General features: G+C 64.0%; 18 protein-coding genes. 7 read left to right on the top strand and 11 right to left on the bottom strand.

Annotation, left to right across the window (positions count from 1 at the left end; genetic code table 11):
* Nucleotide 1: 1 nt before the first annotated feature.
* Nucleotides 2-1,225, bottom strand: coding sequence for an MFS transporter (locus MVC20_RS14010; protein WP_297542410.1), 1,224 nt, complete (start codon nt 1,223-1,225; stop codon nt 2-4).
* Between the two features lie 157 nt (nt 1,226-1,382).
* On the opposite strand from MVC20_RS14010, the gene MVC20_RS14005 reads away from it, so the two are divergent.
* On the top strand, nt 1,383-2,366 hold the full coding sequence (locus MVC20_RS14005) for a KpsF/GutQ family sugar-phosphate isomerase (protein WP_297542408.1): 984 nt from the start codon (nt 1,383-1,385) through the stop codon (nt 2,364-2,366).
* A 7-nt stretch (nt 2,367-2,373) separates the two neighbouring features.
* Here MVC20_RS14005 and glp read toward each other — a convergent pair whose 3' ends face one another.
* Genes glp through fdhD form a run of 4 tightly spaced genes read right to left on the bottom strand, consistent with a single transcriptional unit; the run spans nt 2,374 to nt 6,489 of the window.
* A complete protein-coding gene (glp, locus tag MVC20_RS14000; RefSeq protein ID WP_297542406.1) occupies nt 2,374-4,458 on the bottom strand; it encodes a gephyrin-like molybdotransferase Glp in 2,085 nt (694 codons plus the stop codon).
* 20 nt (nt 4,459-4,478) lie between these two features.
* Nucleotides 4,479-4,970: a molybdopterin-guanine dinucleotide biosynthesis protein B gene (mobB, locus tag MVC20_RS13995; protein WP_297542405.1), complete on the bottom strand. Its 492-nt coding sequence runs from the start codon at nt 4,968-4,970 to the stop codon at nt 4,479-4,481.
* On the bottom strand, nt 4,967-5,602 hold the full coding sequence (gene mobA / locus MVC20_RS13990) for a molybdenum cofactor guanylyltransferase MobA (RefSeq protein WP_297542403.1): 636 nt from the start codon (nt 5,600-5,602) through the stop codon (nt 4,967-4,969). The genes mobB and mobA overlap by 4 nt, the downstream gene beginning before the upstream one ends.
* A complete protein-coding gene (gene fdhD / locus MVC20_RS13985) occupies nt 5,599-6,489 on the bottom strand; it encodes a formate dehydrogenase accessory sulfurtransferase FdhD (protein ID WP_297542401.1) in 891 nt (296 codons plus the stop codon). Before fdhD ends, mobA begins: the two co-directional genes overlap by 4 nt.
* 57 nt (nt 6,490-6,546) lie before the next feature.
* Between fdhD and MVC20_RS13980 the strand changes: the two genes are divergently transcribed.
* On the top strand, nt 6,547-7,269 hold the full coding sequence (locus tag MVC20_RS13980; protein ID WP_297542399.1) for an AzlC family ABC transporter permease: 723 nt from the start codon (nt 6,547-6,549) through the stop codon (nt 7,267-7,269).
* The gene (locus tag MVC20_RS13975) at nt 7,266-7,598 is read left to right on the top strand and encodes an AzlD domain-containing protein (RefSeq protein WP_297542397.1); all 333 of its coding nucleotides are present in this window, start codon (nt 7,266-7,268) and stop codon (nt 7,596-7,598) included. The genes MVC20_RS13980 and MVC20_RS13975 overlap by 4 nt, the downstream gene beginning before the upstream one ends.
* 5 nt (nt 7,599-7,603) lie before the next feature.
* Here MVC20_RS13975 and idi read toward each other — a convergent pair whose 3' ends face one another.
* From idi to MVC20_RS13945, 6 genes are all read right to left on the bottom strand, one after another.
* On the bottom strand, nt 7,604-8,119 hold the full coding sequence (idi, locus tag MVC20_RS13970) for an isopentenyl-diphosphate Delta-isomerase (RefSeq protein WP_297542395.1): 516 nt from the start codon (nt 8,117-8,119) through the stop codon (nt 7,604-7,606).
* Entirely contained in the window at nt 8,116-9,294 is a 1,179-nt protein-coding gene (locus tag MVC20_RS13965; RefSeq protein WP_297542393.1) for a geranylgeranyl diphosphate reductase, read from the bottom strand. Before MVC20_RS13965 ends, idi begins: the two co-directional genes overlap by 4 nt.
* 2 nt (nt 9,295-9,296) lie before the next feature.
* Entirely contained in the window at nt 9,297-10,589 is a 1,293-nt protein-coding gene (locus tag MVC20_RS13960) for a BCD family MFS transporter (protein WP_297542391.1), read from the bottom strand.
* On the bottom strand, nt 10,586-11,497 hold the full coding sequence (gene chlG / locus MVC20_RS13955; RefSeq protein ID WP_297542389.1) for a chlorophyll synthase ChlG: 912 nt from the start codon (nt 11,495-11,497) through the stop codon (nt 10,586-10,588). The genes MVC20_RS13960 and chlG overlap by 4 nt, the downstream gene beginning before the upstream one ends.
* A 68-nt stretch (nt 11,498-11,565) precedes the next feature.
* Entirely contained in the window at nt 11,566-12,924 is a 1,359-nt protein-coding gene (gene ppsR, locus MVC20_RS13950; protein WP_297542387.1) for a transcriptional regulator PpsR, read from the bottom strand.
* A 108-nt stretch (nt 12,925-13,032) separates the two neighbouring features.
* A complete protein-coding gene (locus MVC20_RS13945) occupies nt 13,033-13,827 on the bottom strand; it encodes a hypothetical protein (protein WP_297542385.1) in 795 nt (264 codons plus the stop codon).
* A 386-nt stretch (nt 13,828-14,213) separates the two neighbouring features.
* Between MVC20_RS13945 and bchF the strand changes: the two genes are divergently transcribed.
* From bchF to MVC20_RS13925, 4 genes are read left to right on the top strand one after another with little or no spacing between them, the layout of a single operon-like run.
* Complete coding sequence (bchF, locus tag MVC20_RS13940) at nt 14,214-14,702, top strand: 2-vinyl bacteriochlorophyllide hydratase (protein ID WP_297542383.1); 489 nt, start codon at nt 14,214-14,216, stop codon at nt 14,700-14,702.
* Entirely contained in the window at nt 14,699-15,979 is a 1,281-nt protein-coding gene (locus MVC20_RS13935) for a ferredoxin:protochlorophyllide reductase (ATP-dependent) subunit N (RefSeq protein ID WP_297542381.1), read from the top strand. Before bchF ends, MVC20_RS13935 begins: the two co-directional genes overlap by 4 nt.
* Nucleotides 15,976-17,520 (top strand): ferredoxin:protochlorophyllide reductase (ATP-dependent) subunit B, encoded by a 1,545-nt coding sequence (bchB, locus tag MVC20_RS13930; protein ID WP_297542379.1) that lies wholly within the window; start codon nt 15,976-15,978, stop codon nt 17,518-17,520. The genes MVC20_RS13935 and bchB overlap by 4 nt, the downstream gene beginning before the upstream one ends.
* The gene (locus MVC20_RS13925; RefSeq protein WP_297542377.1) at nt 17,510-21,067 is read left to right on the top strand and encodes a magnesium chelatase subunit H; all 3,558 of its coding nucleotides are present in this window, start codon (nt 17,510-17,512) and stop codon (nt 21,065-21,067) included. The genes bchB and MVC20_RS13925 overlap by 11 nt, the downstream gene beginning before the upstream one ends.
* Nucleotides 21,068-21,092: the final 25 nt, after the last annotated feature.

The raw sequence follows: 21,092 nt of genomic DNA, 5'->3' as shown, positions 1-21,092 counted from the left end.
ATCAGGCCGGCAGTGCGCTGCCGGTGCGGGTCCGTGTGCGCATCAGGATCAGGACCATGATCCCGATGTTCAGGAAATTCCACGCAATGCCGTTCAGAAACGCCATGTGATAGCTGCCGGTCAGGTCATAGATCCAGCCGGACATCCAGCCGCCGATCGCCATCCCGGCAATCGTCGCCATCATCACGAAACCCACGCGTCGCCCGGCCTCGGCACTGGGCATGTATTCCCGCACGATCACGGCATAGCTGGGCACAATCCCACCCTGCGCCAAGCCAAAGACAAGGCTGACGATATAGAGCGAGGTCAGACCGCCCGACGGCAGATAGAGAAAGAGCGCCAGACATTGCAACGCAGAGCCGATCAAGAGCGTTCGCACGCCGCCCAAACGATCCGCCATCAGACCTGAGACAATGCGCGACGCGACCCCGCCCAAGAGCATGAGCGACAACATCTGTGACCCGACTGCCGGGCCGTAGCCCAGATCGACACAATAGCTCACGATATGGACCTGCGGCATCGACATCGCCACGCAGCACCCCACCCCCGCCAGACCGAGCAGAAGTGCCAGAGTGCGCGGTGAGAGGCCCGTGGCCCCGGCCCGCGCGGACGAAAGGCTATCGGCATGCGCCCGCGCCGCCATTGGCACCCGGCGGCGCAAGAGCAGAGCCAAGGGGATCACCCCCGCCACGGTCACCACCGCGAGCACCATGTATACCGCTCGCCATCCCTGCTCGGACAAGATCCCCGCAAGGATCACAGGCCAGATTGCCCCCGAGAGGTAATTGCCACTCGCGGTGATCGCCACGGCAATCCCCCGCCGCTTGAGAAACCAGAGCGAGACATCGGCAATCAGCGGCCCGAAACTGGCGGCGGTTCCAAATCCGATCAGGAATTGCAGGGCAGACAGCAACAGCACCGTCGGGCTAATGGCGGCCAGGGCCGTGGCACAGGAAATCAACAGCGCCGACCCGATCAGTGCCGTGGTAACACCGAACCGGTCCACCACCCGGCCAATTCCGAGATTGCCAAGCGCAAAACCCACCATGGTCAAGGTATAGGGCATCGAGGCCGCTGCACGGTCGACGCCAAACTCGGCCTGCATGGCGGGCATCACCACGATGATCGACCACATTCCGACATTGCCGATCATGGCAATGGCCAGTGACACGGCAAGGCGCGTCCATGCATATCGGCTGTCAAGAAGAGCGGCATCGGCATTCATGGCGCGACGATAGGACGGCGCGTGGCGACTGACCAGATGGAAAAAGCGAGGCGTGTTCAGGGGATCGACGCGGCGGCATTTTGTTGCAATCGCTATCCCGCGCTTGGCCCCGGGCGCGCGACAGGCTAACAGTTGCCGCAAAAGGAGGGCACCGCCCATGTCAACCGCCAAGACCCACACCGAGGCCCAGATCGAAACCCCGACCGAGATTGCCAGCGGCGTGATCCGGATCGAGGCCGAGGCCCTCGGCGCCCTTCACTCCGCAATGCCCGCCGATTTCGACGCGGTTGTGGCCAGCCTGCTTGAGGTCAAGGGACGGGTGATCGTCTCGGGCATGGGCAAATCCGGCCATATCGCCGCGAAAATCGCGGCAACCATGGCCAGCACCGGCACGCCCGCCCAATATGTCCACCCCGGTGAGGCAAGCCATGGCGACCTGGGCATGATCACACGGCAAGACGCGCTGATCCTGATCTCAAACTCCGGCGAAACGCGCGAACTGGCCGATATCATCGCCCATAGCCGCCGCTTTGCGATTCCGCTGATTGCCATCACGAAAAAGCCTGACAGCACCCTCGGCCAACAGGCCGATTTCCTGCTGACCCTGCCCAATGCGCCCGAGGCCTGCGCCATTGGCATGGCCCCGACCACCAGCACCACCTGCACACTGGCCTTGGGCGATGCCCTTGCCGTGGCCCTGATGCGCCTGCGCGGCTTTGAGCGTGAGAACTTCCTCGCCTTTCATCCCGGCGGCACGCTCGGCGCGCAGCTTTTGCGCGTGTCCTCCGTGATGCACACCGGCGCGGCCCTGCCCATCGTCGGCGCTGATACCCCGATGGGGGAAACCCTGATCGAGATGACCGCCAAGGGCTTTGGCGTGGCGGCTGTGGTCGAAGAGGGGCGCCTCATCGCGGTGATCACCGATGGCGATTTGCGCCGAAACCTGTCGGACCTTATGGCGCGCACCGCCGGAGAGGTGGCAACCCGAAATCCCCGCAGCATCCTGCCCGAGGCGCTCTTGTCCGAAGCACTGGGGGTCATGAACACCCACAAGATCAGCGCGCTCTTTGCCGTGGACGAGGTCGGACAATTGCGCGGCCTCGTGCATATCCACGACATCCTGCGCGCCGGGGTTGCCTGATCCCGCTTCAGGCGCTCAAGAAGCTCGCATAGGGGATATAGCGCACCGGGTCACCTGGCTGGATGGTTACGGCCCCGTCTGGCAGTTCCACCAGCCCTTCGGCCCAACTCAGGCCACTGATCCGGCCTGATCCCTCCGAGGCGAAAACCTCGACCCGGCCCTCGCGGATACGCGCACGCAGATATTCGCGGCGACCCGGTTTCTTGCGTTTCTCAAACGCAGCCGGCATGTAAAATCCTTGCGGCACGGACCACCCGGCCCCGGACAAGAGCCGCAACGCAGGCCGCGCAAAGATCAACGCACAGACGAGCGCCGCCACCGGATTGCCCGGCAGGCCAAAGACCGGCACACCCCGCCATAGACCAAGCGCCAGCGGGCGCCCGGGTTTGAGCGCGATGCGCCATTCAGCCATCGCCCCCGCCTCATTCAGCAGCGCCGAGACGTGATCCTCATCCCCCGACGACGCCCCACCCGAAGTGAGGATCGCATCGGCATTTTCGGCAGCCCGATCAAAGGCCGCACGCAGGGTCGCGCGATCATCGGGAATCCGCCCCAGATCGAGCGGGGCATAGCCCATCTGTTGCACGAGGCCCAAGAGCATCGGGCGATTGGCATCATAGATTTGCCCGTCGCTGGCGGATGCGCCCGGCTCGACCAATTCGTCCCCTGTGGAAATCACTGCCACGCGCAACTGGTCATGGATCGGCAGGTCCGACAGCCCCACGGCGGCGCAGAGTGCAAGGTCAGCAGGGGTGATGACACGGCCCGCCGCAAGCACCGGCGCGCCCTCCGCCACATCTTCGCCCGCGCGGCGGGTATTGGCACCGGGTGTGAGGCCTGCGCGAAACGCGATACGCCCCTCGCCCAAGGTCACATCCTCTTGCAGGATCACGGTATCGACGCCCGCAGGCAGCGCCGCCCCCGTCAACACGCGGATGGCATAACCCGGCGGCACCGTACCGGAATAGGGCGCGCCCGCAGCCGCGCGCCCCTGGACGAGCGGCAGCACCTGATCGCCGGTCGTCAGGCTCGCATGGGCAAAGCCATAGCCATCCACAGCCGTGTTCGCCTCGGGCGGGTTTGCCCGCGGGGCAGTAACCGGATCTGCCAGCACGCGGCCCAATGCCTGCGCCAAGGGCGCGCGGCTCTGACCCACAACAGGGCGCAGCCGGTCGCGCAAAAGGGCGAGCGCGTCGTCCACCAGCGTCCAATCCACGCCCGCTGGCAGGGCGAAGCAATCATTGCGCAGAGGCGGCGGTTTGAGCGCGTCCTCGCAGGCGGCGATCAACTCTGCCTCATGCCCCAGCCCCAGTATCCAGCCCTCCTCGGGCGCGTCCACCGCAAGCATATCGGCCAGACGGTCCGGAGACAGCCGGGCCAGAGCGCGCGCCATCAACCGCACCTGATGCGCGTCGCGAATGCCACCCTGCGCTTCGGCCCGTTTGACAGCGGGGTTGATCAGCCCCGGCCAGACCTCGACCATCGCCACGAGCTTGTCCAGCACCTCGAACGGCCAGACGGACACCTGCCCGTAGAACCTGCGCCTGAGCCGGTTAAGCACTGGAAGCCCGGTCAGGACCTGCCCGCCCACGGCGCCCGCGCCCCCCATCTGCCAGCAGGTGAAGGCCCCCTTGGCGCGCGCCTCGGCCGTGCGCCTCTCAACCATACCATGCCCCGCACGCGCATCCTTGCGCGGCAGGTCGGCGATCTCGCGCTTGACGCCATTGAACCAGAAGGGGCCCACACCGGGAAAGCGGCGATTGATCTCGCCTGCCACGTCAAAGCGGTTGTTGCCCCGCGGTCCATCCTCGATCACCGTTTCCAGCCAGTCCCAGACCGCAAAGGGATTGTCGCACCCGGTCAATCCCTGCGCAAAGCCTGCTGGGAAGCCAAAGGGAAAATCCACCCCGATCAGTAGCCTGCGGCCCGCCGTGATTTCTGTCTCGATCAAGGAAATCAGTGCCGCCTCGGCCTCGGCCCGGTTGCGCAGGTATCGCGGTGCCTCGTCCACGGTGTTGCGCGTCACCCCCAGCCAGATCGCATCCTTGCACGGTTGCGGCCCGGTGTCGCCACCGCCCGACCAATCCAGCATGGCGATTGTGTCAAACGGGGTCACAAGCCCACCTCGGCCAGGATGAAATCTGCAATTGCCTTGGTGTCGTCAAGGTCGAACAGGGGACGGTCGATGGTCAGGGCCGTATCGCTCGCCACCGCGCGGATGGTGGGGTCATCGCTTGCAATCAGCGGATTGCCGGTCTCGGCGCGAAACGCCTCGACCTTGGGGTGGCGGTCGCGCTTGTAGCCCTCGACCAGCACCAGATCGACGGGGGCAAGTTTCTGCAGCAGGGTTTCCAGGCTTGGCTCCTCGTCCTCCCGCAGTTCATGCATCAAGGCAAAGCGATTGCGCGACGCCAAGAGCACCTCGGTCGCGCCCGCGATGCGATGGCGATGGCTGTCCTTGCCAGGTTGGTCCACGTCAGAAGCATGATGGGCATGTTTCACGGTCGAGACAGTATAACCGCGTCCGGTGATTTCCGCCACCAGCCTCTCCATCAGCCCGGTCTTGCCCGCGTTCTTCCAGCCGGTGACGCCGTAAATCCTCATGCTGATATTCTCCTGCGCGCCGCGTCCAGATCCTCGGGCGTATTGACGTTGAAAAACGGATCAAGGGCATCGTCGAACACCGCCTCGCGCCCGCCGTGCTTGTCGGTCCAGAGCACGACCTTGCGCAGCCCGTCCATCAGCGCCGCGCGCAAGTCATGCCGCAACGCCGTGGGCCAGAGGCCAAAGGTGGGATGGCGGATCAGACCGCTGCCGCTCATGGATTTTGTGTCCGTATCGCCGCGCGGAGTCGCGGCAAGGACAAGGGGATGGGTCATCCCCTCTGCCGTCTGCGTGAGCTGCGGTACAAGATCGGTCGGGAAAAACGGCGTGTCGGCGGCGACGGTGACAATTGCCTCGGCCCCCTGCCCCGCAGCCCAATCGAGACCGGCCAGAACCCCCACCAGCGGCCCCGCGAAACCGGGGATGGGATCGGAGAGCACCGGCAGGCCAAAGGCGTCGAACCGCGCCGCATCACCGTTGGCATTCAGCGCCATCGTCCTCACCTGCGGCGCCAGACGGTCCATCACATGCGCAAGGATCGGACGCTCATCAAGGGCAAGCAGCCCCTTGTCGCCGCCGCCCATGCGCGTCGCCTGCCCGCCTGCGAGGATGACCCCGAGGGGGCGATTCATGCGTCTGCCCCTTTGCGGCGGTGTTTCCTGTCCTCGTCGCCCACACTCTCAGGATCCGCATCCCGCAAAAGACGCTCCTCACCCGACAGACACACAAACCGCTTGCCGCGCATCCGGCCAATCAGCGTCAGCCCCACCTGGCGCGCGATTTCCACGCCCCATGCGGTAAAGCCCGAGCGCGAAGCGAGCACCGGAATCCCCATCATCGCGGTCTTGATCACCATTTCCGAGGTCAGACGCCCCGTGGTGTAGAGCAGCTTGTCGCCGGCCGCGACGCCTTCGCTCAGCATCCAGCCCGCGATCTTGTCTACGGCGTTATGGCGGCCCACATCCTCCATATAGACCAGCGGGCGGTTGCCTTGGCAGAGCACGGTGCCATGAATGGCCCCTGCCTCGAGGTAAAGCGAGGGCGTGCGGTTGATCACGCTGGCCAAGGCATAGAGGTCCGAGGTCTTGACCGTCACCGCGGGCAGGGTCACGCCCTCCAGCCCCTCCATCATGTCGCCAAAGACGGTGCCCACGGCGCAACCGCTGGTGCGAGTTTTTTTCTTGAGCTTTTCCTCATAGCTCGTCTGACCATCGGTGCGCACCACGACGGTTTCCAACTCGTCATCATAGTCCACACCCAGAACCTTCTCTTGCGGTCCCAGCATCCCCTGATTGCGCAGAAAACCGAGCGCCAGATACTCAGGGTAATCGCCAATCGTCATGGCGGTCACGATTTCCTGCGCGTTGAGGAAAATCGTGAGCGGGCGCTCCTCGACCACCGAAATCTGCGTGCGCTTGCCCTCATGATCCATCCCTTCAACCGCGCGCGTCAGGCGCGGGGCGGCGGGATCGGGCGCAATGAGATAAGACAGAAGGTCTTCGGTCGTGGCCAATTGCATCTCCTTCTGGCATTGGGTAGGCGGTGTCAGGGCACAGGGGCAACTTAGGGGCAAGCGGTGCATAGGCAAACCACCAATTCGACCTATTGGCAAGGCGTGCGCGACGGTGCGCCCTTCATACTGGTGATTGTTCCCTTTTCGATGCTCTTTGGCGTGGTGGCAACCGAGGCCGGGCTCAACGTCTTTGAAACGCTCAGCTTTTCAGTTCTGGTGATCGCAGGCGCGGCACAATTCACCGCGCTGCAACTGCTCAGCGACGGAACGCCCACGGCGATTGCGCTCATTTCAGCCTTGGCAGTCAACCTGCGGATGGCGATGTATTCCGCCTCTCTCACCCCGTATATCGGCGGGGCAAGCTTGGGAAAACGCGCCCTTGCGGCCTATTTCACGGTGGATCAGAGCTATACCTGTGCCATCGTCGCCTTTGAGAAAAACCCCGGCTGGTCGATCTCCCAAAGGCTCGCGTATTTCTTTGGCGTGGTCACGCCCATCTGCCCGCTCTGGTATATCTTCACTCTGGTCGGCGCGCTTGTGGGCACCTCGATCCCCGAGGGGCTGGCGCTTGATTTCGCTCTGCCGATCACGTTTCTCGCGATGATCGCGCCGATGCTGCGCACGCCTGCGCATCTGGCGGCGGCCTTTGTGTCTGTGACTCTGGCGCTGGTCTTTGCGTTTCTCCCCTATAACCTCGGCCTGCTGGTCGCGGGCCTTGCTGGCATGATGACCGGCGCACAGGTGGAGCTGATCCTCGAACGACGCAAGGAGGCGCGGCTGCCATGATCGACAAGACGAGCCTCTGGACCGTGATCGTGCTCTTGGGTCTGGGCAGCTTTGGGCTGCGCTTTGTCTTTACCGGGCTGATCGGCGACCGGCCCCTGCCCGCGTGGCTCTTGCGGCACCTGCGCTACACGGCAGTCGCGGTGCTGCCCGGATTGGTGGCCCCTCTGGTGGTCTGGCCGGCGGCGACAGGCGGCGCGCTCGATGCCCCGCGCATGGCGGCGGCGCTGGTGACGCTGATCGCGGGCTATGTGCTGCGCAACGTGATCGTGGCGATCCTCTTGGGCGCGGTCACACTCTACGCCGGGCTGGCGCTGATGGGGCAGATATAAGGGCCTCAGGCAAAAATCTGCGCTGCGTGCTCAGCCATGTAAATGCGCAACCACGGCGTATAGCGCGCAGGGTTCATGCGGATCGCGGCATTGAGCGCATTCAGCGAAATCCAGCGCGTGTCCATCACCTCTTCGGGATTGGGGTTCAGGTCACAACGCGCAGGCAGGCGGCACATGAACATATCCACCACCTCATGCTCAATCAGCCCGCCCCCCACATCGGCGCGATACTCGACCTGATCGCGGTGGGTGAGAGAGAGGCCCGTGATACCCAATTCCTCGAAGAGCCTGCGATGCGCGCAAGCCAGAGGCTCTTCGCCCCAATGCGGGTGGGTGCAACAGGTGTTGGCCCAAAGACCGGGCGTATGATATTTTCCAAGTGCGCGGCGCTGGATCAAGAGATCCTCGCCCGCCATCACAAAAACCGACACCGCCTTGTGCCGCAGGCCGCGCTGATGCGCCTCGAGCTTGTCCACGGCCACCAGATCCCCGCCGATCCATGTGGGGATGAGCGCGTTCATGTGCGGGTCGCGGACACCAGCCGCGTGAGATGGGCGAGGTTTTTCAACCCGATCTTGAGATGCGCCATGGGCCGCGCCTTGACCAGTTTCTTGTTCATATAGGCCTCGAATGTCAGCCGCTGCACGTCGATGTCATGGCAGAGCGAGACAAAGCGCTCGCGCCGCTCGTCGGACCTATAATAGGCATTCTGCATCGACGCCAGAACCCGAAACACGGTCTTGTGCTCGCGCATGAAGAGTTGCCGGGCCAGTTTGAGATCGCGCGCGCGCCCCGAGGCAAGACAGGCGCTCGCCGCCGTCGCGGCCACGCGCCCCCCGACCATGGCATAATAGATCCCCTCGCCCGAGGATGGCGCAACCACCCCGGCGGCATCGCCCGCCAAGACCACGTCGCGACCATTGTCCCAGCAGTCCAGAGGCTTGAGCGGAATCGGCGCTCCTTCGCGCCGGATCGTCGGGCAATCGCTCAACCCGGAAGCCGCGCGCAGATCGGCAGTCGCCCGTTTGAGATCGACGTCCTTGACCATGCTGCCCATGCCAACACTGGCCGATTTGCCATGCGGAAACACCCAACCGTAGAAATCCGGCGAGATTGCCCCGTCGTAGATCACATCGCAGCGTTCGGGATCATAGGCCGCGGTTGCGGTGGGGGCCTCGATGATCTCGTGATAGGCGATGACATAGGGAATGCGCTCAGCCCCCGGCACTTCGTCACGTGCCACGTTCGAACGCGCCCCATCCGCACCGATGATCAGGCGTGTGGACAGGCTGCGCTCATTTCCCGTGACCTTGTCGCGGTAGATCACCGCCGGGGTTGGCCCGCTGCGGTCGATCCGCAGATAGGTGCCGGTTGCGCGCACCGCCCCGGCTTGTGCTGCACGCTGCCGCAAGAATTCATCGAAATGCTCGCGGTCCACCATGCCGACAAAGCCGTTCTCGATGGGAATATCCACATGCCGCCCTGTGGGCGAGATCATGCGCGCGGTGGTTATCTTGGCCACGAGCTGATCGTCGGGCAGATTGAAATCGGCAATGAGACGCGGCGGGATCGCCCCACCACAGGGCTTGATCCGCCCGGCACGGTCCAACAGCGCCACCTTATACCCCGAACGGGCCAGATCCTCGGCCGCCGTCGCCCCTGACGGACCGCCCCCAATCACGACGACATCAAACATGGTCATTCCCCCGGAACAAGTGTCGCGCCCCGGTCGCGACCGTGATCAATCACCCTGAGCGCCATCAGCGCCGAGAGCACGAATAGACCGGCCTCTAGAAAAAAGACCGTGCCAAACGCCGTGGCATCCGTATCGGACACAAGGCGCATGAGATCGACCGAGGCCGCCCCCACCAACCCGCCGAAACCTGCCGCCATCGCCTGTGCCGCTCCCCAAAGTCCCATGCGCGTGCCTTCGCGCGCCTCGCGCCCCTGCCCCGCAAGGGCCATCATCGCGCCAATCGCACCCACGGCAAACATACCATTGAAGAACCCGAGCACGACGACGATCGGGACGAGTGCCGTCGCCGCGCCCGAGGCCCCAAGCAGCGCAATCGCTGCAAGCGCCGAAGCCGATCCCAGACAACCCGCCACAACCCAATGCCGGATCGAGCCAAGGCGCAGCCCCGTGGCCGCAACCCCGACTGTCAGCATGCCAAGAAAGACCCCACCATTCTGCGCACCGCTGAGTTGGGTGGACTGACCGGGGGTGAAGTGAAACACCAGCCCGGCATAGGGCTCGAGGATAAGTTCCTGCATGAAATAGGCGGTCATCGACAGAAACACGAAAATCGTAAAGAGCCGCGCCTCACGCTCGGCCCAGATCTCGGCCAACCCCTCGCGAAAACGCAGGGGGTTCTCTGCGCGGGCGGGCTGCGCCCCGACACGTGCCTCGATGCCGTGAATGGCAAGCGCCGTCAGCACGACCGCGCCAATCGCCACGACACCGACGATTTCCAGCAGCAAGGCCGGGCTATAGGGATCGAGAAACCCGCCAACAACCGTCGCCGTCACGGCGATGCCGCCGATCATCATGAGCCATGTGATCGTTGCAGCGGCCGCCCGGCGGCGCGGGGCCGTCGCCGTGGCCAAGAGCGCCAGCAAGGACGTGCCCGATGCCCCGACGCCCACACCAATCAGCGCGTAGGCGAGGATCGACAGCGCCAGACCGAGGCCGAATTGTGCTTCCATCAACACCACGGCCAAAGCCGCCAGATACCCGCCCGAGGCCAGAACCGCCATCCCGCCGATGATCCACCGCGTGCGATGCCCGCTCGTATCGGACAGATAGCCCCAATTTGGCCGCGTGATCTGAATCCCGTAGTGCAGCGCCACCAGGAGGCCCGGCAACACCGCAGGCAGCGCCAATTCCACCACCATCAGCCTGTTGAGCGTCGAGGTGGTCAGAACCACAACCGCACCCAGACACATCTGCACCAGACCCATACGGAAAATCTGTAGCCAGCTCAGCGTCATGGCGCACCTCCGATCATGCGCAGGGCAAAGGCCGCGATCATCATGCCAGTGACATAGGCCATCACCCCGGTCCCGTTATACCAGGGCGCGCGGCCCTTGGGATCAGAGAGCAGGATACGCATCGCCCAGAATTGGCCAAGCACAAGCACGCCAATTGCGGCAGCATGCCACGGGCGTCCCCAGGCGAGCAAAAGACCGATCACAGCCAGTTGCGGCAGGGCCATGACGGCACAGGCCACCCGCGCCGCACGCTCCGGACCAAGTGTGACGGGCAAGGAATTGACGCCCATCTGACGGTCGCCCTCCAGTGCCTTGAAATCATTGAGCGTCATGATGCCATGCGCGCCGATGGCATAGAGCGCCGCAATCGCGATGACCGGTCCGCTTGGTGCGCCTGCCGCCAGCACCGCCGCCCCGGTGAACCACGGCAGCCCCTCATAGCACAGCCCGACAAGGCCCGGTCCCCAGACACCCGATCGCTTGAGCCGCACCGGCTCTGCCGAATAGGCCCAGGCCGCCAGCACGCCGAACACCGTCGCGCCAAACCCCCAGGGTCCGAGAAAGGCGCCTATCCCCAACGCCAGCACCGACATCGCAAGTGCGACCCACAACCCCCAACGCCCGGGTACGCGGCCCGAGGGGATCGGGCGATGCGGCTCGTTGATCGCGTCCACATGCCGGTCGCACCAGTCATTCGCCGCCTGACTCATGCCACAGACCACCGGGCCCGCAAGCACCATGCCAAGGATCACCAAGCCCCAATTGTTCAGGGGGGAAACACCCGACGAGATCACACCACACAAATAGGCCCAGATCGGGGGGAACCATGTGATCGGCTTGATAAGGGTCAGCAGGGCACGAGGCTCTGGCAGGCGGCGCACGATGTGTAAGGACGCTGTGACACTCATGGTGTCAATTAAACTATACAATCCATCGTGAGGGAAGCGGATTCTCGAGAGAAGGCACGCAAATCGGCCTATTCATCATCCTGCGCGTTGATCAAACCGAACTTGCGCAGCTTGACATAAAGGCTCTGACGCGACAGGCCCAGCATTTCGGCCGCAGCGACCCGGTTGTTGTTGGTCAACCGCACAGCGGTTTCGATGCACATCTTTTCGACCACATCCGACGTCGCGGATACCAGTTCCTTGAGCGAGGCAGTGCCGACAAGGTCCATCACATTGCGCATCGCCTCTTCGCTGACCACTGCAGAGGCTTCTTCAAGACTGGGCAGATCGCGTGGGCTGGTGTCACGGATGATAAGTCCGACGCCCAGATCGGCATTGCGCCCGCGCAACCGCGCGGCGGAAATATCCACCGACGTGCGCGTGCCCACGATGCTCTGCACCTGGGCTGCATAGCTGCGCATCCGGCCTGTCTTGCGGGTATTGTCGAGAATAAGCTTGAGATCGACACTGCCGCGCGACAGGAAATCCGCCATCGAGCGACCCTGCACATCACGCAATTGCGCGGCATCGGACAGCACCAAGAAGCCCTCGTTCGCATCCCGAACCATACCATTGGCGTCGAGCAACACGATCGCATCGCTGGCCGCCTCGAAGAGCGCCGTGAGCGACTGCGCCGACTCGGGGCGTGCCGCCTCTTCATCCTCGACCGGCGCCATACGGCACAGCATCAGCACCTCACCCGAGGCGCGAAAGAAATCCGGGCTCAACTGCACCAGACGCCCATTGCGCCGCGCCACCGCCTCGACCCCCGTGATCTCGTCCGAGGCCGCCGCAGCGCGCAACTGGTCCATGAACCCGCCCCGGCGCTGCCCCTCGAAGGCCTGCGCAAAGGCATTGCCCGCCAGCACGTCCCGCTTGGACCCAAGCAAGAGTGCGCCCGCGGAATTGATGTCACGAATGCGTCCCTGATCCGGCTCGACCAGCACAAGCGGTGTCTCCGAGGCCTCAAGCACAACCCGGTAACAGGTCTCGATGCCGCGAAACTTTTCGAGTTCGCGCTCGCGCGCCATCTGCTCGCGCACAAGGCGTTGCTGAATTTCCGCCAGAGGCTGCATGTCGCGCCCCAGCAACAGAATACCACCACTGTCAGCCTCGCGATGCAGCGTGTAGCGGACCGGGAATTCCCAGTTCGCGTTATCACGGTGGTTCAATTCGATGGGACGCGGCAGAGCATCGGGATCAGCGCGCATCTCGGCCAGTCGGCCATCAAACTTGGTGCGGCTTTCGGTCGTCAGGAAATTGCGGAAATCCCGCCCCACCCAATGCTCCAGACTGCCAAGCTCTGGCAACTCCGGACTCACGGAAATGGCGGCCACACGCGACTTGTCATCAAGCATCACCGCGATGTCGGATGCCTGCTCGATCAAGCGATCTACACTTGATGATCCGGGCAATCCACCCGTTAGGGGCCGCTCAGACGTCCTGTTCTGCTTCGTCACGCTGCTATCCCAACTCTCGCGCGCAGGGCGCGCGGATTACGTGTTTGCGTCGATTGACAACGGATCAACTACGGATGCAAGACCGCACAGCTCAATCGCCTCTCGTGCTGTCCGTACTGCAAAATCCGCACCAGTCCGCTTTTCCACTTCCCCCGGCTTGTCCACCAAACGCCCCCCGATGACGATGGGCGGACAACTGTCCAAATTAGAACGTAGGTAATCTATCAATTCCGTCAATTGTTCAAGCGTTTTCAGACTGCCCGCCGTGATACCGGCCATAACGAACCTGCCAGAGCCCAGCAGGTGTTTCAGCTCCTTATCCTCAAGCCCGATGGCCATGTGAACCCAAATACCATGCCGGCGGAACTGATCCGCCGCGACAAATGCGCCGATCGAGTGATCCTCGAACGTCGGCACAATCATCAGCACCGACTGCCCAAGCGGAATGCTGCGATCCATCCAGCCGCCCATATCCCCCGCGTCGCGCGACCGAAACAACTCCTGAAGCCGCGCCGCGCCCACGGTCACATCGACAAAGCTGGCCTTGTCCTGCACCCACATTTCGCCAAGGAAGCGCGCCGCGTCCGGCACATAGGTCTGGTAAATATCTTTGGACGAAATCCCGTTGGCCATCATGGCGGCAATGACGCGCTGATGCGCCATCTCGGAGTCGTCGGTCAAAGCCGCACAGAGCCTCGTAATCCACTCGGCTTTGCTCTTCGGAATATCCCCACCCTGCTTGTCGAGCGCCACTTTGCGCAAGGCGGACTCGACAAGAAATCTTATCCCTGATGCTTGCGGACCAGACCCGCTGTCGTCGGGTTCCCTCATGCCTTGCCCTCCCAGGCGACCCTACCATCCCGCGAACCTCTGCGTATCGCTATACTGCGAATCGCGCACGGGACAAAGGGGGGCGCGTTTCCTGCTCCGTGTCTCCAGTCTGCGGGCGCAAAGGCCAAATGTCAAATTATCCTGACAGGATCAGGCAAGAAATCGGGCCAACGCACCAATTCACCGGGATCTCGGACAAACCGCCCACAGCTTCACAAATATTGTGCACAAAAATAGCGCATAGCAGCACTCCCTGCCACCTTGAACGGCAGAAGTCCATTTTTCATTACAGTTCGCTCACCTTCAAAAGTGTAAATTATAATTGACACATTTGACCTTCGAGTCGTAGCATTGGAACAGGCCAGAGGCACGGGACCGGAGGGGATATGGCGCGGCAGGCGCATCATCAACAAGCGACCGGGGCGCTCTACACCGCCGCAGAGCGTGAACGCCGCGACGCAACGGTCTGGACCCTGGTTCAAGGTATTCTCGCACCGCTGCAATTCCTGGTCTTCCTGATCTCGCTCGGGCTCGTTCTGCGCTACCTCGTCACCGGCGACGGATTTGCTGCCGCGACCTGGTCCATCGTGATCAAGACCGGCGTGCTATACCTCATCATGGTGACCGGCGCGATCTGGGAAAAGGTGGTGTTCGGCCAATACCTCTTTGCGCCTGCCTTCTTCTGGGAAGACGTGTTCAGCTTTGGCGTCATCGCCCTGCACACCGCCTATCTCTGGGCGCTCTGGACCCACGCACTGACCCCCCAAGCCCTGATGGGTCTCGCGCTCGCGGCCTATGCGGCCTACGTCATCAATGCCGGACAATTCCTGTGGAAGCTGCGCATGGCGCGCCTTCAGGCAGGAGAGGCGGCATGAGCTTTGACACGCCTCCCAGCACAGGTTGCCGCGACGCCCCCGTGTTGCGCGAGCGCGGTCAGCACGAGGTGTTTTGCGGTCTGACCGGCATCATCTGGCTGCATCGCAAGATGCAGGATGCGTTCTTTCTTGTGGTCGGCTCGCGCACCTGCGCGCATCTGCTGCAATCCGCCGCTGGCGTGATGATCTTTGCCGAACCCCGATTCGGCACCGCCATTCTGGAAGAAACCGACCTCGCCGGCCTCGCCGATGCTCAGGCCGAGCTGGAGCGAGAGGTTGCTCGCCTGATCGCGCGCCGGCCCGACATCCGGCAACTCTTCCTCGTGGGCTCCTGCCCGTCCGAAGTGATCAAGCTCGATCTCGCCCGTGCCGCCGAACGGCTGAGCGCGCAGCACGCCCCGCATGTGCGGGTGCTGAACTATTCCGGCTCTGGCATCGAAACCACCTTCACCCAGGGCGAGGATGCCTGCCTTGCCTCCATGGTCCCCTCGCTGCCCGAAACCGATGCGCGCCAGTTGATGCTGGTGGGTGCCCTACCCGATGTGGTCGAGGATCAGGCCCGCGACCTCTTGGCCCAGATGGGGATCACCGATGTCGCGATCCTGCCCGCGCGCCGGGCGGATGATCCGCTGAGCGTGGGTAAAAACACTGTCTTCGCCCTGCTGCAGCCCTTCCTTGGCGATACGCTCGCGGCGCTCGAGCGGCGCGGCGCACGGCATATCCCGGCCCCCTTCCCCTTTGGCGCCGAGGGCACGACCGGCTGGTTGCGCGCCGTGGCCGATGAATTTGGCGTGGATGCCGCGACATTCGAACGTGTCACCGCCGCCCCGCGCACCCGCGCCACCCGCGCCGTGGCCCAAGCCGCCGAAAGCCTGCGTGGCAAGTCGATCTTTTTCTTCCCCGACAGCCAGCTTGAAATCCCGCTTGCACGGTTCCTGACTCGCGAATGCGGCATGCGCGCCGTCGAAGTGGGCACGCCTTTCCTGCACAAACACATCCTCGGCCCCGATCTCGACCTGCTTGAGGCAGGCCCGCAACTGACCGAAGGTCAGGATGTCGAGCGTCAACTCGACCGTTGCCGCGCCGCTCAGCCCGATCTGACCGTCTGCGGTCTGGGCCTTGCCAACCCGCTAGAGGCCGAGGGGCTGGCGACCAAATGGGCGATCGAGCTGGTCTTTACCCCGGTGCATTTCTACGAACAGGCAGGCGATCTGGCGGGGCTTTTCTCGCGCCCGATGCGGCGCCGCGCGGCTCTCAAACTGGGGGCAGCATCATGAAGCTTACGCTTTGGACCTATGAAGGCCCGCCGCATGTCGGCGCGATGCGCGTCGCAACCGCGATGAAGGGGCTGCATTACGTCCTCCACGCACCGCAGGGCGATACCTACGCCGACTTGCTCTTTACCATGATCGAGCGGCGCAACCACCGCCCGCCCGTCACCTACACCACCTTTCAGGCCCGCGACCTTGGGGCTGACACGGCCAATCTCTTCAAAACCGCCTGTCAGGCTGCCTATGACCGGTTCCAGCCAGAGGCGATGATCGTCGGCGCCTCCTGCACCGCCGAACTCATTCAGGACGACCCCGGTGGCATGGCCGAGATGATGGGCCTGCCCGTCCCGGTCATTGCCCTCGAACTGCCCAGCTATCAGCGCAAGGAAAATTTCGGCGCGGACGAGACCTTCTTTCAGATCACCCGCGCACTGGCTAGACCGGTCGAAAAAACCGCCCATGTCAGCTGCAATCTGATCGGACCGACGGCCCTCGGCTTTCGCCACCGCGATGACATCACCGAACTGACCGGCATGCTGGCCGACATGGGCGTCACCGTGAATGTCTGCGCCCCCTATGGTGCGTCCCCCTCTGACATCGCCCGCCTCGGGGCGGCCCATTTCAACGTGCTGATGTATCCCGAAACCGGCGAGAGCGCTTGCCGCTGGATGGAGCGGGAGCTCGGTCTGCCCTACACCAAGACCGTTCCCATCGGCGTCGGTGCCACCAGAGATTTCATTCGTGAAGTCAGCACCTTGGCCAATGTTCCTCAGGCAATGGATGAAGAACGCCTGCGCCTGCCCTGGTATTCGGCCAGCGTTGACAGCACCTATCTGACGGGCAAGCGCGTGTTCATCTTTGGCGATGGCACCCATGCCGCCGCCGCTGCCCGCATCGCCCGTGACGAGATGGGGTTCGAGGTGGTCGGCCTTGGCTGCTACAACCGCGAAATGGCGCGGCCCCTGCGGGCACTGGCCAAGACCTACCGGCTCGAGGCGCTGATCACCGACGACTATCTCGAGGTTGAGGCCGCGATCGAGGCCGCCGCCCCCGAAATGATCCTCGGCACCCAGATGGAGCGGATGATCGGCAAACGGCTGGGTATCCCCTGCGCCGTGATCTCTGCGCCTGTGCATGTTCAGGATTTCCCGGCCCGCTATTCCCCGCAGATGGGGATCGAGGGGGCCAATGTAATCTTTGATACTTGGGTGCACCCGCTGGTGATGGGGCTCGAAGAGCACCTCTTGCATATGTTCCGCGACGATTTCGAATTCCACGACGCCGCAGGTGCCAGCCACCATGGCGGGCAGCATGTGGCGAGGGACGCCGCCAAGGACATCGCAGAGCCTCCGGCCCCTGCAAATGCACCGGCCAAGCCCGGCGACGTTCTGGTCTGGCTGGCCGACGCCGAGCGCGAGTTGAAGAAGATCCCCTTCTTCGTGCGCGGCAAGGCCCGGCGCAACACCGAGATTTTCGCCTCGCAAAGGGGGCTGAACGAAATCGGCATCGACACGCTTTACGAGGCAAAGGCCCATTATGCGCGATGACGTGATCCCCCCGGCCGCGACAGCCCCTTACCGCGTCGTGATCCTCACGCTGGATGCCCATGCGGCAGGGGCCTGCGCGCGGGTGGCCGAGAGGATGGCGGCGGAATTTCCCGGCCTCACGCTCAAGGTCCATGCCGCCGCCGAATGGGGCGAGAATCCAACGGCACTCGACGCCGCCCGCGCCGATATCGCGCGCGGCGACCTGATCCTCATAAGCCTGCTTTTTCTCGAAGATCACATCCGCGCGATCTTGCCGGACCTGCGCGCACGGCGCGATCACTGTGACGCGATGATCGGCATCATCGCCGATGCCCAGATCGTGAAACTGACCCGCATGGGCACGCTCGACATGGCCGCCCCCGAAACCGGTGCGCGCAAGCTGATCAAGCGCCTGCGCGGCACCGACAAGCCGTCGGCGGAGTCTGGCGAGAAGAAGATGAAGATGCTGCGTCGCCTGCCGCGCATCCTGAAATATATCCCCGGCAAGGCGCAGGACCTGCGCGCATGGTTCCTTGTCATGCAATACTGGCTCGGCACCTCGGACGACAACATCGAGGCCATGCTGCGGTTCCTGATGTCGCGCTATGGCCACGAGGCCCGCTTTCGCGCGCTGCGCGCCCCCGCCCCGCAGGATTACCCCGAGGTGGGTCTCTACCATCCCGACCTGCCCGAGCGGATCACGACCGACCTCACCCGCCTGCCCGCACCCCACGAGGCAACGGGCACGGTCGGCCTCTTGGTCATGCGAAGCTATGTCCTCTCGGGAGATCACGCGCATTATGACGCGGTGATCCGGGCGTTCGAGGCGCGCGGCCTCAAGGTGATCCCGGCCTTTGCGTCGGGGCTTGATGGCCGCCCGGCGGTCGAGCGGTTCTTCGAGGGACGTGTCGATACGCTGGTATCGCTGACCGGCTTCAGCCTCGTGGGCGGCCCCGCGTATAATGACAGCGCAGCCGCAGTCGATGTTCTGAGCCGCCTTGACGTTCCTTACGTCGCCGCCCATCCGCTCGAATTTCAGACCCTTGCCCAATGGGCCGGATCGGCGGGCGGGCTGGGACCGATCGAAACAACCATGCTGGTGGCCCTGCCCGAAATCGACGGTGCCACGAACCCCACGGTCTTTGCCGGGCGTCATGGCGATACGGCCTGCGACGGCTGCGCGCGCCGCTGCACCGGCGGCGGGGCCAAGGCGATGGCCCCCTGCCCCGAGCGGATCGACATTCTGGCGGCGCGGGTCGCGCGGCTGGCGCATCTGCGCCGGCAAGAGGTGGCGACGCGCCGCGTGGGCATTGTGCTCTTCGGCTTTCCGCCCAATGCCGGGGCGGCGGGTACGGCGGCCTATCTCGATGTCTTTCAATCGCTGCACAACATGCTGCATGCCATGGCCGCGCGCGGCTATGACCTGACCCCGCCCGCAACGGTCGAAGACCTGCGCCGCGCGGTTCTAGAAGGGAGCGCCCGCCAATACGGGCAAGAGGCCAATATCGCCGCGCATGTCAGCGCCGATGACATTGTGGCAGGCACGCCCTGGCTGCGCGAGATCGAGGCGCAATGGGGCGCAGCCCCGGGCAAGGTGCAATCGGACGGGCGCGGGGTGTTCATCCTCGGCGCCGAGTTCGGCAATGTCTTTGTCGGGCTGCAACCGGCCTTTGGCTACGAGGGCGACCCGATGCGCCTATTGTTCGAGCGCGGATTTGCCCCGACCCATGCGTTCACGCAATTCTACCTCTGGCTCAAGACCGGCTTTCAGGCCGATGTGCTCTTGCATTTCGGGATGCACGGCGCGCTGGAATTCATGCCGGGCAAACAGGCCGGACCGGGGGCAGCCTGCTGGCCGGACCGGCTGATTGGCGACATGCCCAATGTCTATCTCTACCCCTCCAACAACCCCTCCGAGGCGAGTCTGGCCAAGCGCCGCACAGGGGCTGTGACGGTGACGCATCTGACGCCGCCCTTGGCCGCCTCGGGCCTCTACAAGGGGCTCGCGGAACTCAAGGACAGCCTCAAGCGCTGGCGTGAAATGGCGGGCGACGCGCCCGAGCGCGAGGAATTGCGCGCCCTGATCGCCGAGCAGGCCGTGACGGTCGACATGGCCGGGCGCGACCCCGACACACTCTGGCTCAAACTGCTGGAAACCGAGGATGCGCTGATCCCCGAAGGCCTGCATGTGCTGGGTCGTCCCATGAGCGCCGAGGCGCGCGCCGGATATCTCGAGATCATGGACGGCAGCGATGCCGAAACACGGGCGCGGGTGGATACCCTCTTGCAACAGGAAACCGAGATTGCGGCGCTCTTGCGCGCCCTGGGCGGGCGCTTCACCCCGCCCGTGCCCGGCGGCGACCTGATCCGCTCGGCCGATATCCTGCCCACAGGGCGCAATATCCATGCCTTTGATCCCTTCCGCATGCCCACCGAATTCGCCTGCCGCGATGGCGCGCGTCAGGCGGCACGCCTGCTGGAAACCCACAAGAGCCTGCCGCGTTCGGTGGCTCTCGTGCTCTGGGGGTCGGACAATATCAAATCGGACGGCGCGCCCATGGCACAGGCATTGGCGCTGATGGGGGCCAAGCCGCGGTTCGACTCCTTCGGCCGCCTCTCAGGTGCGGACCTGATCCCGCTCGAGGTGCTGGGCCGCCCGCGCATCGACGTGATGATGACGCTCTCGGGCATTTTCCGCGACCTGCTTCCCTTGCAGGTGCGGATGCTGGCCGAGGCGGCGCTGGTGGCAGCCGGCGCCGATGAGCCCGACGAGATGAACTATATCCGCGCCCATGTCCGCGCACAGATGGCCAAAACAGGCTGCGATCTGGAAACGGCGGCACTGCGGGTGTTCTCGAATGCCGAGGGCGCCTATGGCTCGAACGTCAATCAGTTGGTCGACAGCTCTGCCTTTGACGATGAGGATGAGCTGGCCGACGCCTATCAGGCGCGCAAGGGCTTTGCCTACGGCGTCAACGGCAAGGCCACGGCGCAAAGCGCGCTTTTGCAGGCGGCGCTGGAACGGGTCGAGGTGGCGTATCAGAACCTCGAGTCGGTCGAACTCGGTGTCACCACCGTGGACCATTATTTCGACACGCTGGGCGGGATTTCCCGCGCCGTGCGCCGGGCGCGCGGCGGCCAGGAGGCCGCGATCTACATCTCCGACACCACGCGCGGCACAGGCACCGTGCGCACACTCGCCGATCAGGTGGCGCTTGAAACCCGTGCCCGCTCGCTCAACCCGAAATTCCACGAAGGCCTCTTGCGCCACGGGGCCGAAGGCGTGCGCCAGATCGAGGCGCATGTGACCAATACGATGGGCTGGTCGGCCACCACCGGACAGGTGGAGCCTTGGATCTATCAGCGGATTTCCGAAACCTTCGTGCTTGATGAGGCGATGCGCAAACGGTTGAGCGATCTCAACCCGGTGGCCTCGTCGCGCATGGCCAACCGTCTGCTGGAGGCACATGACCGCGCCTATTGGCAAACAGATGCCGCGACCCTTGCAGCACTCCAATCCGCAGCGGCGGCGATGGAGGATCGAATGGAAGGGGTGGCGGCAGAATGACCAGGCTTTTCGAGTGTGACCTCTG

This window comes from Roseovarius sp. (assembly GCF_027019125.1).
Lineage (GTDB): Bacteria > Pseudomonadota > Alphaproteobacteria > Rhodobacterales > Rhodobacteraceae > Roseovarius.
The sequence above is the reverse complement of the archived record's forward strand: the minus strand, read 5'-3'. Positions and strand labels throughout refer to the sequence as shown.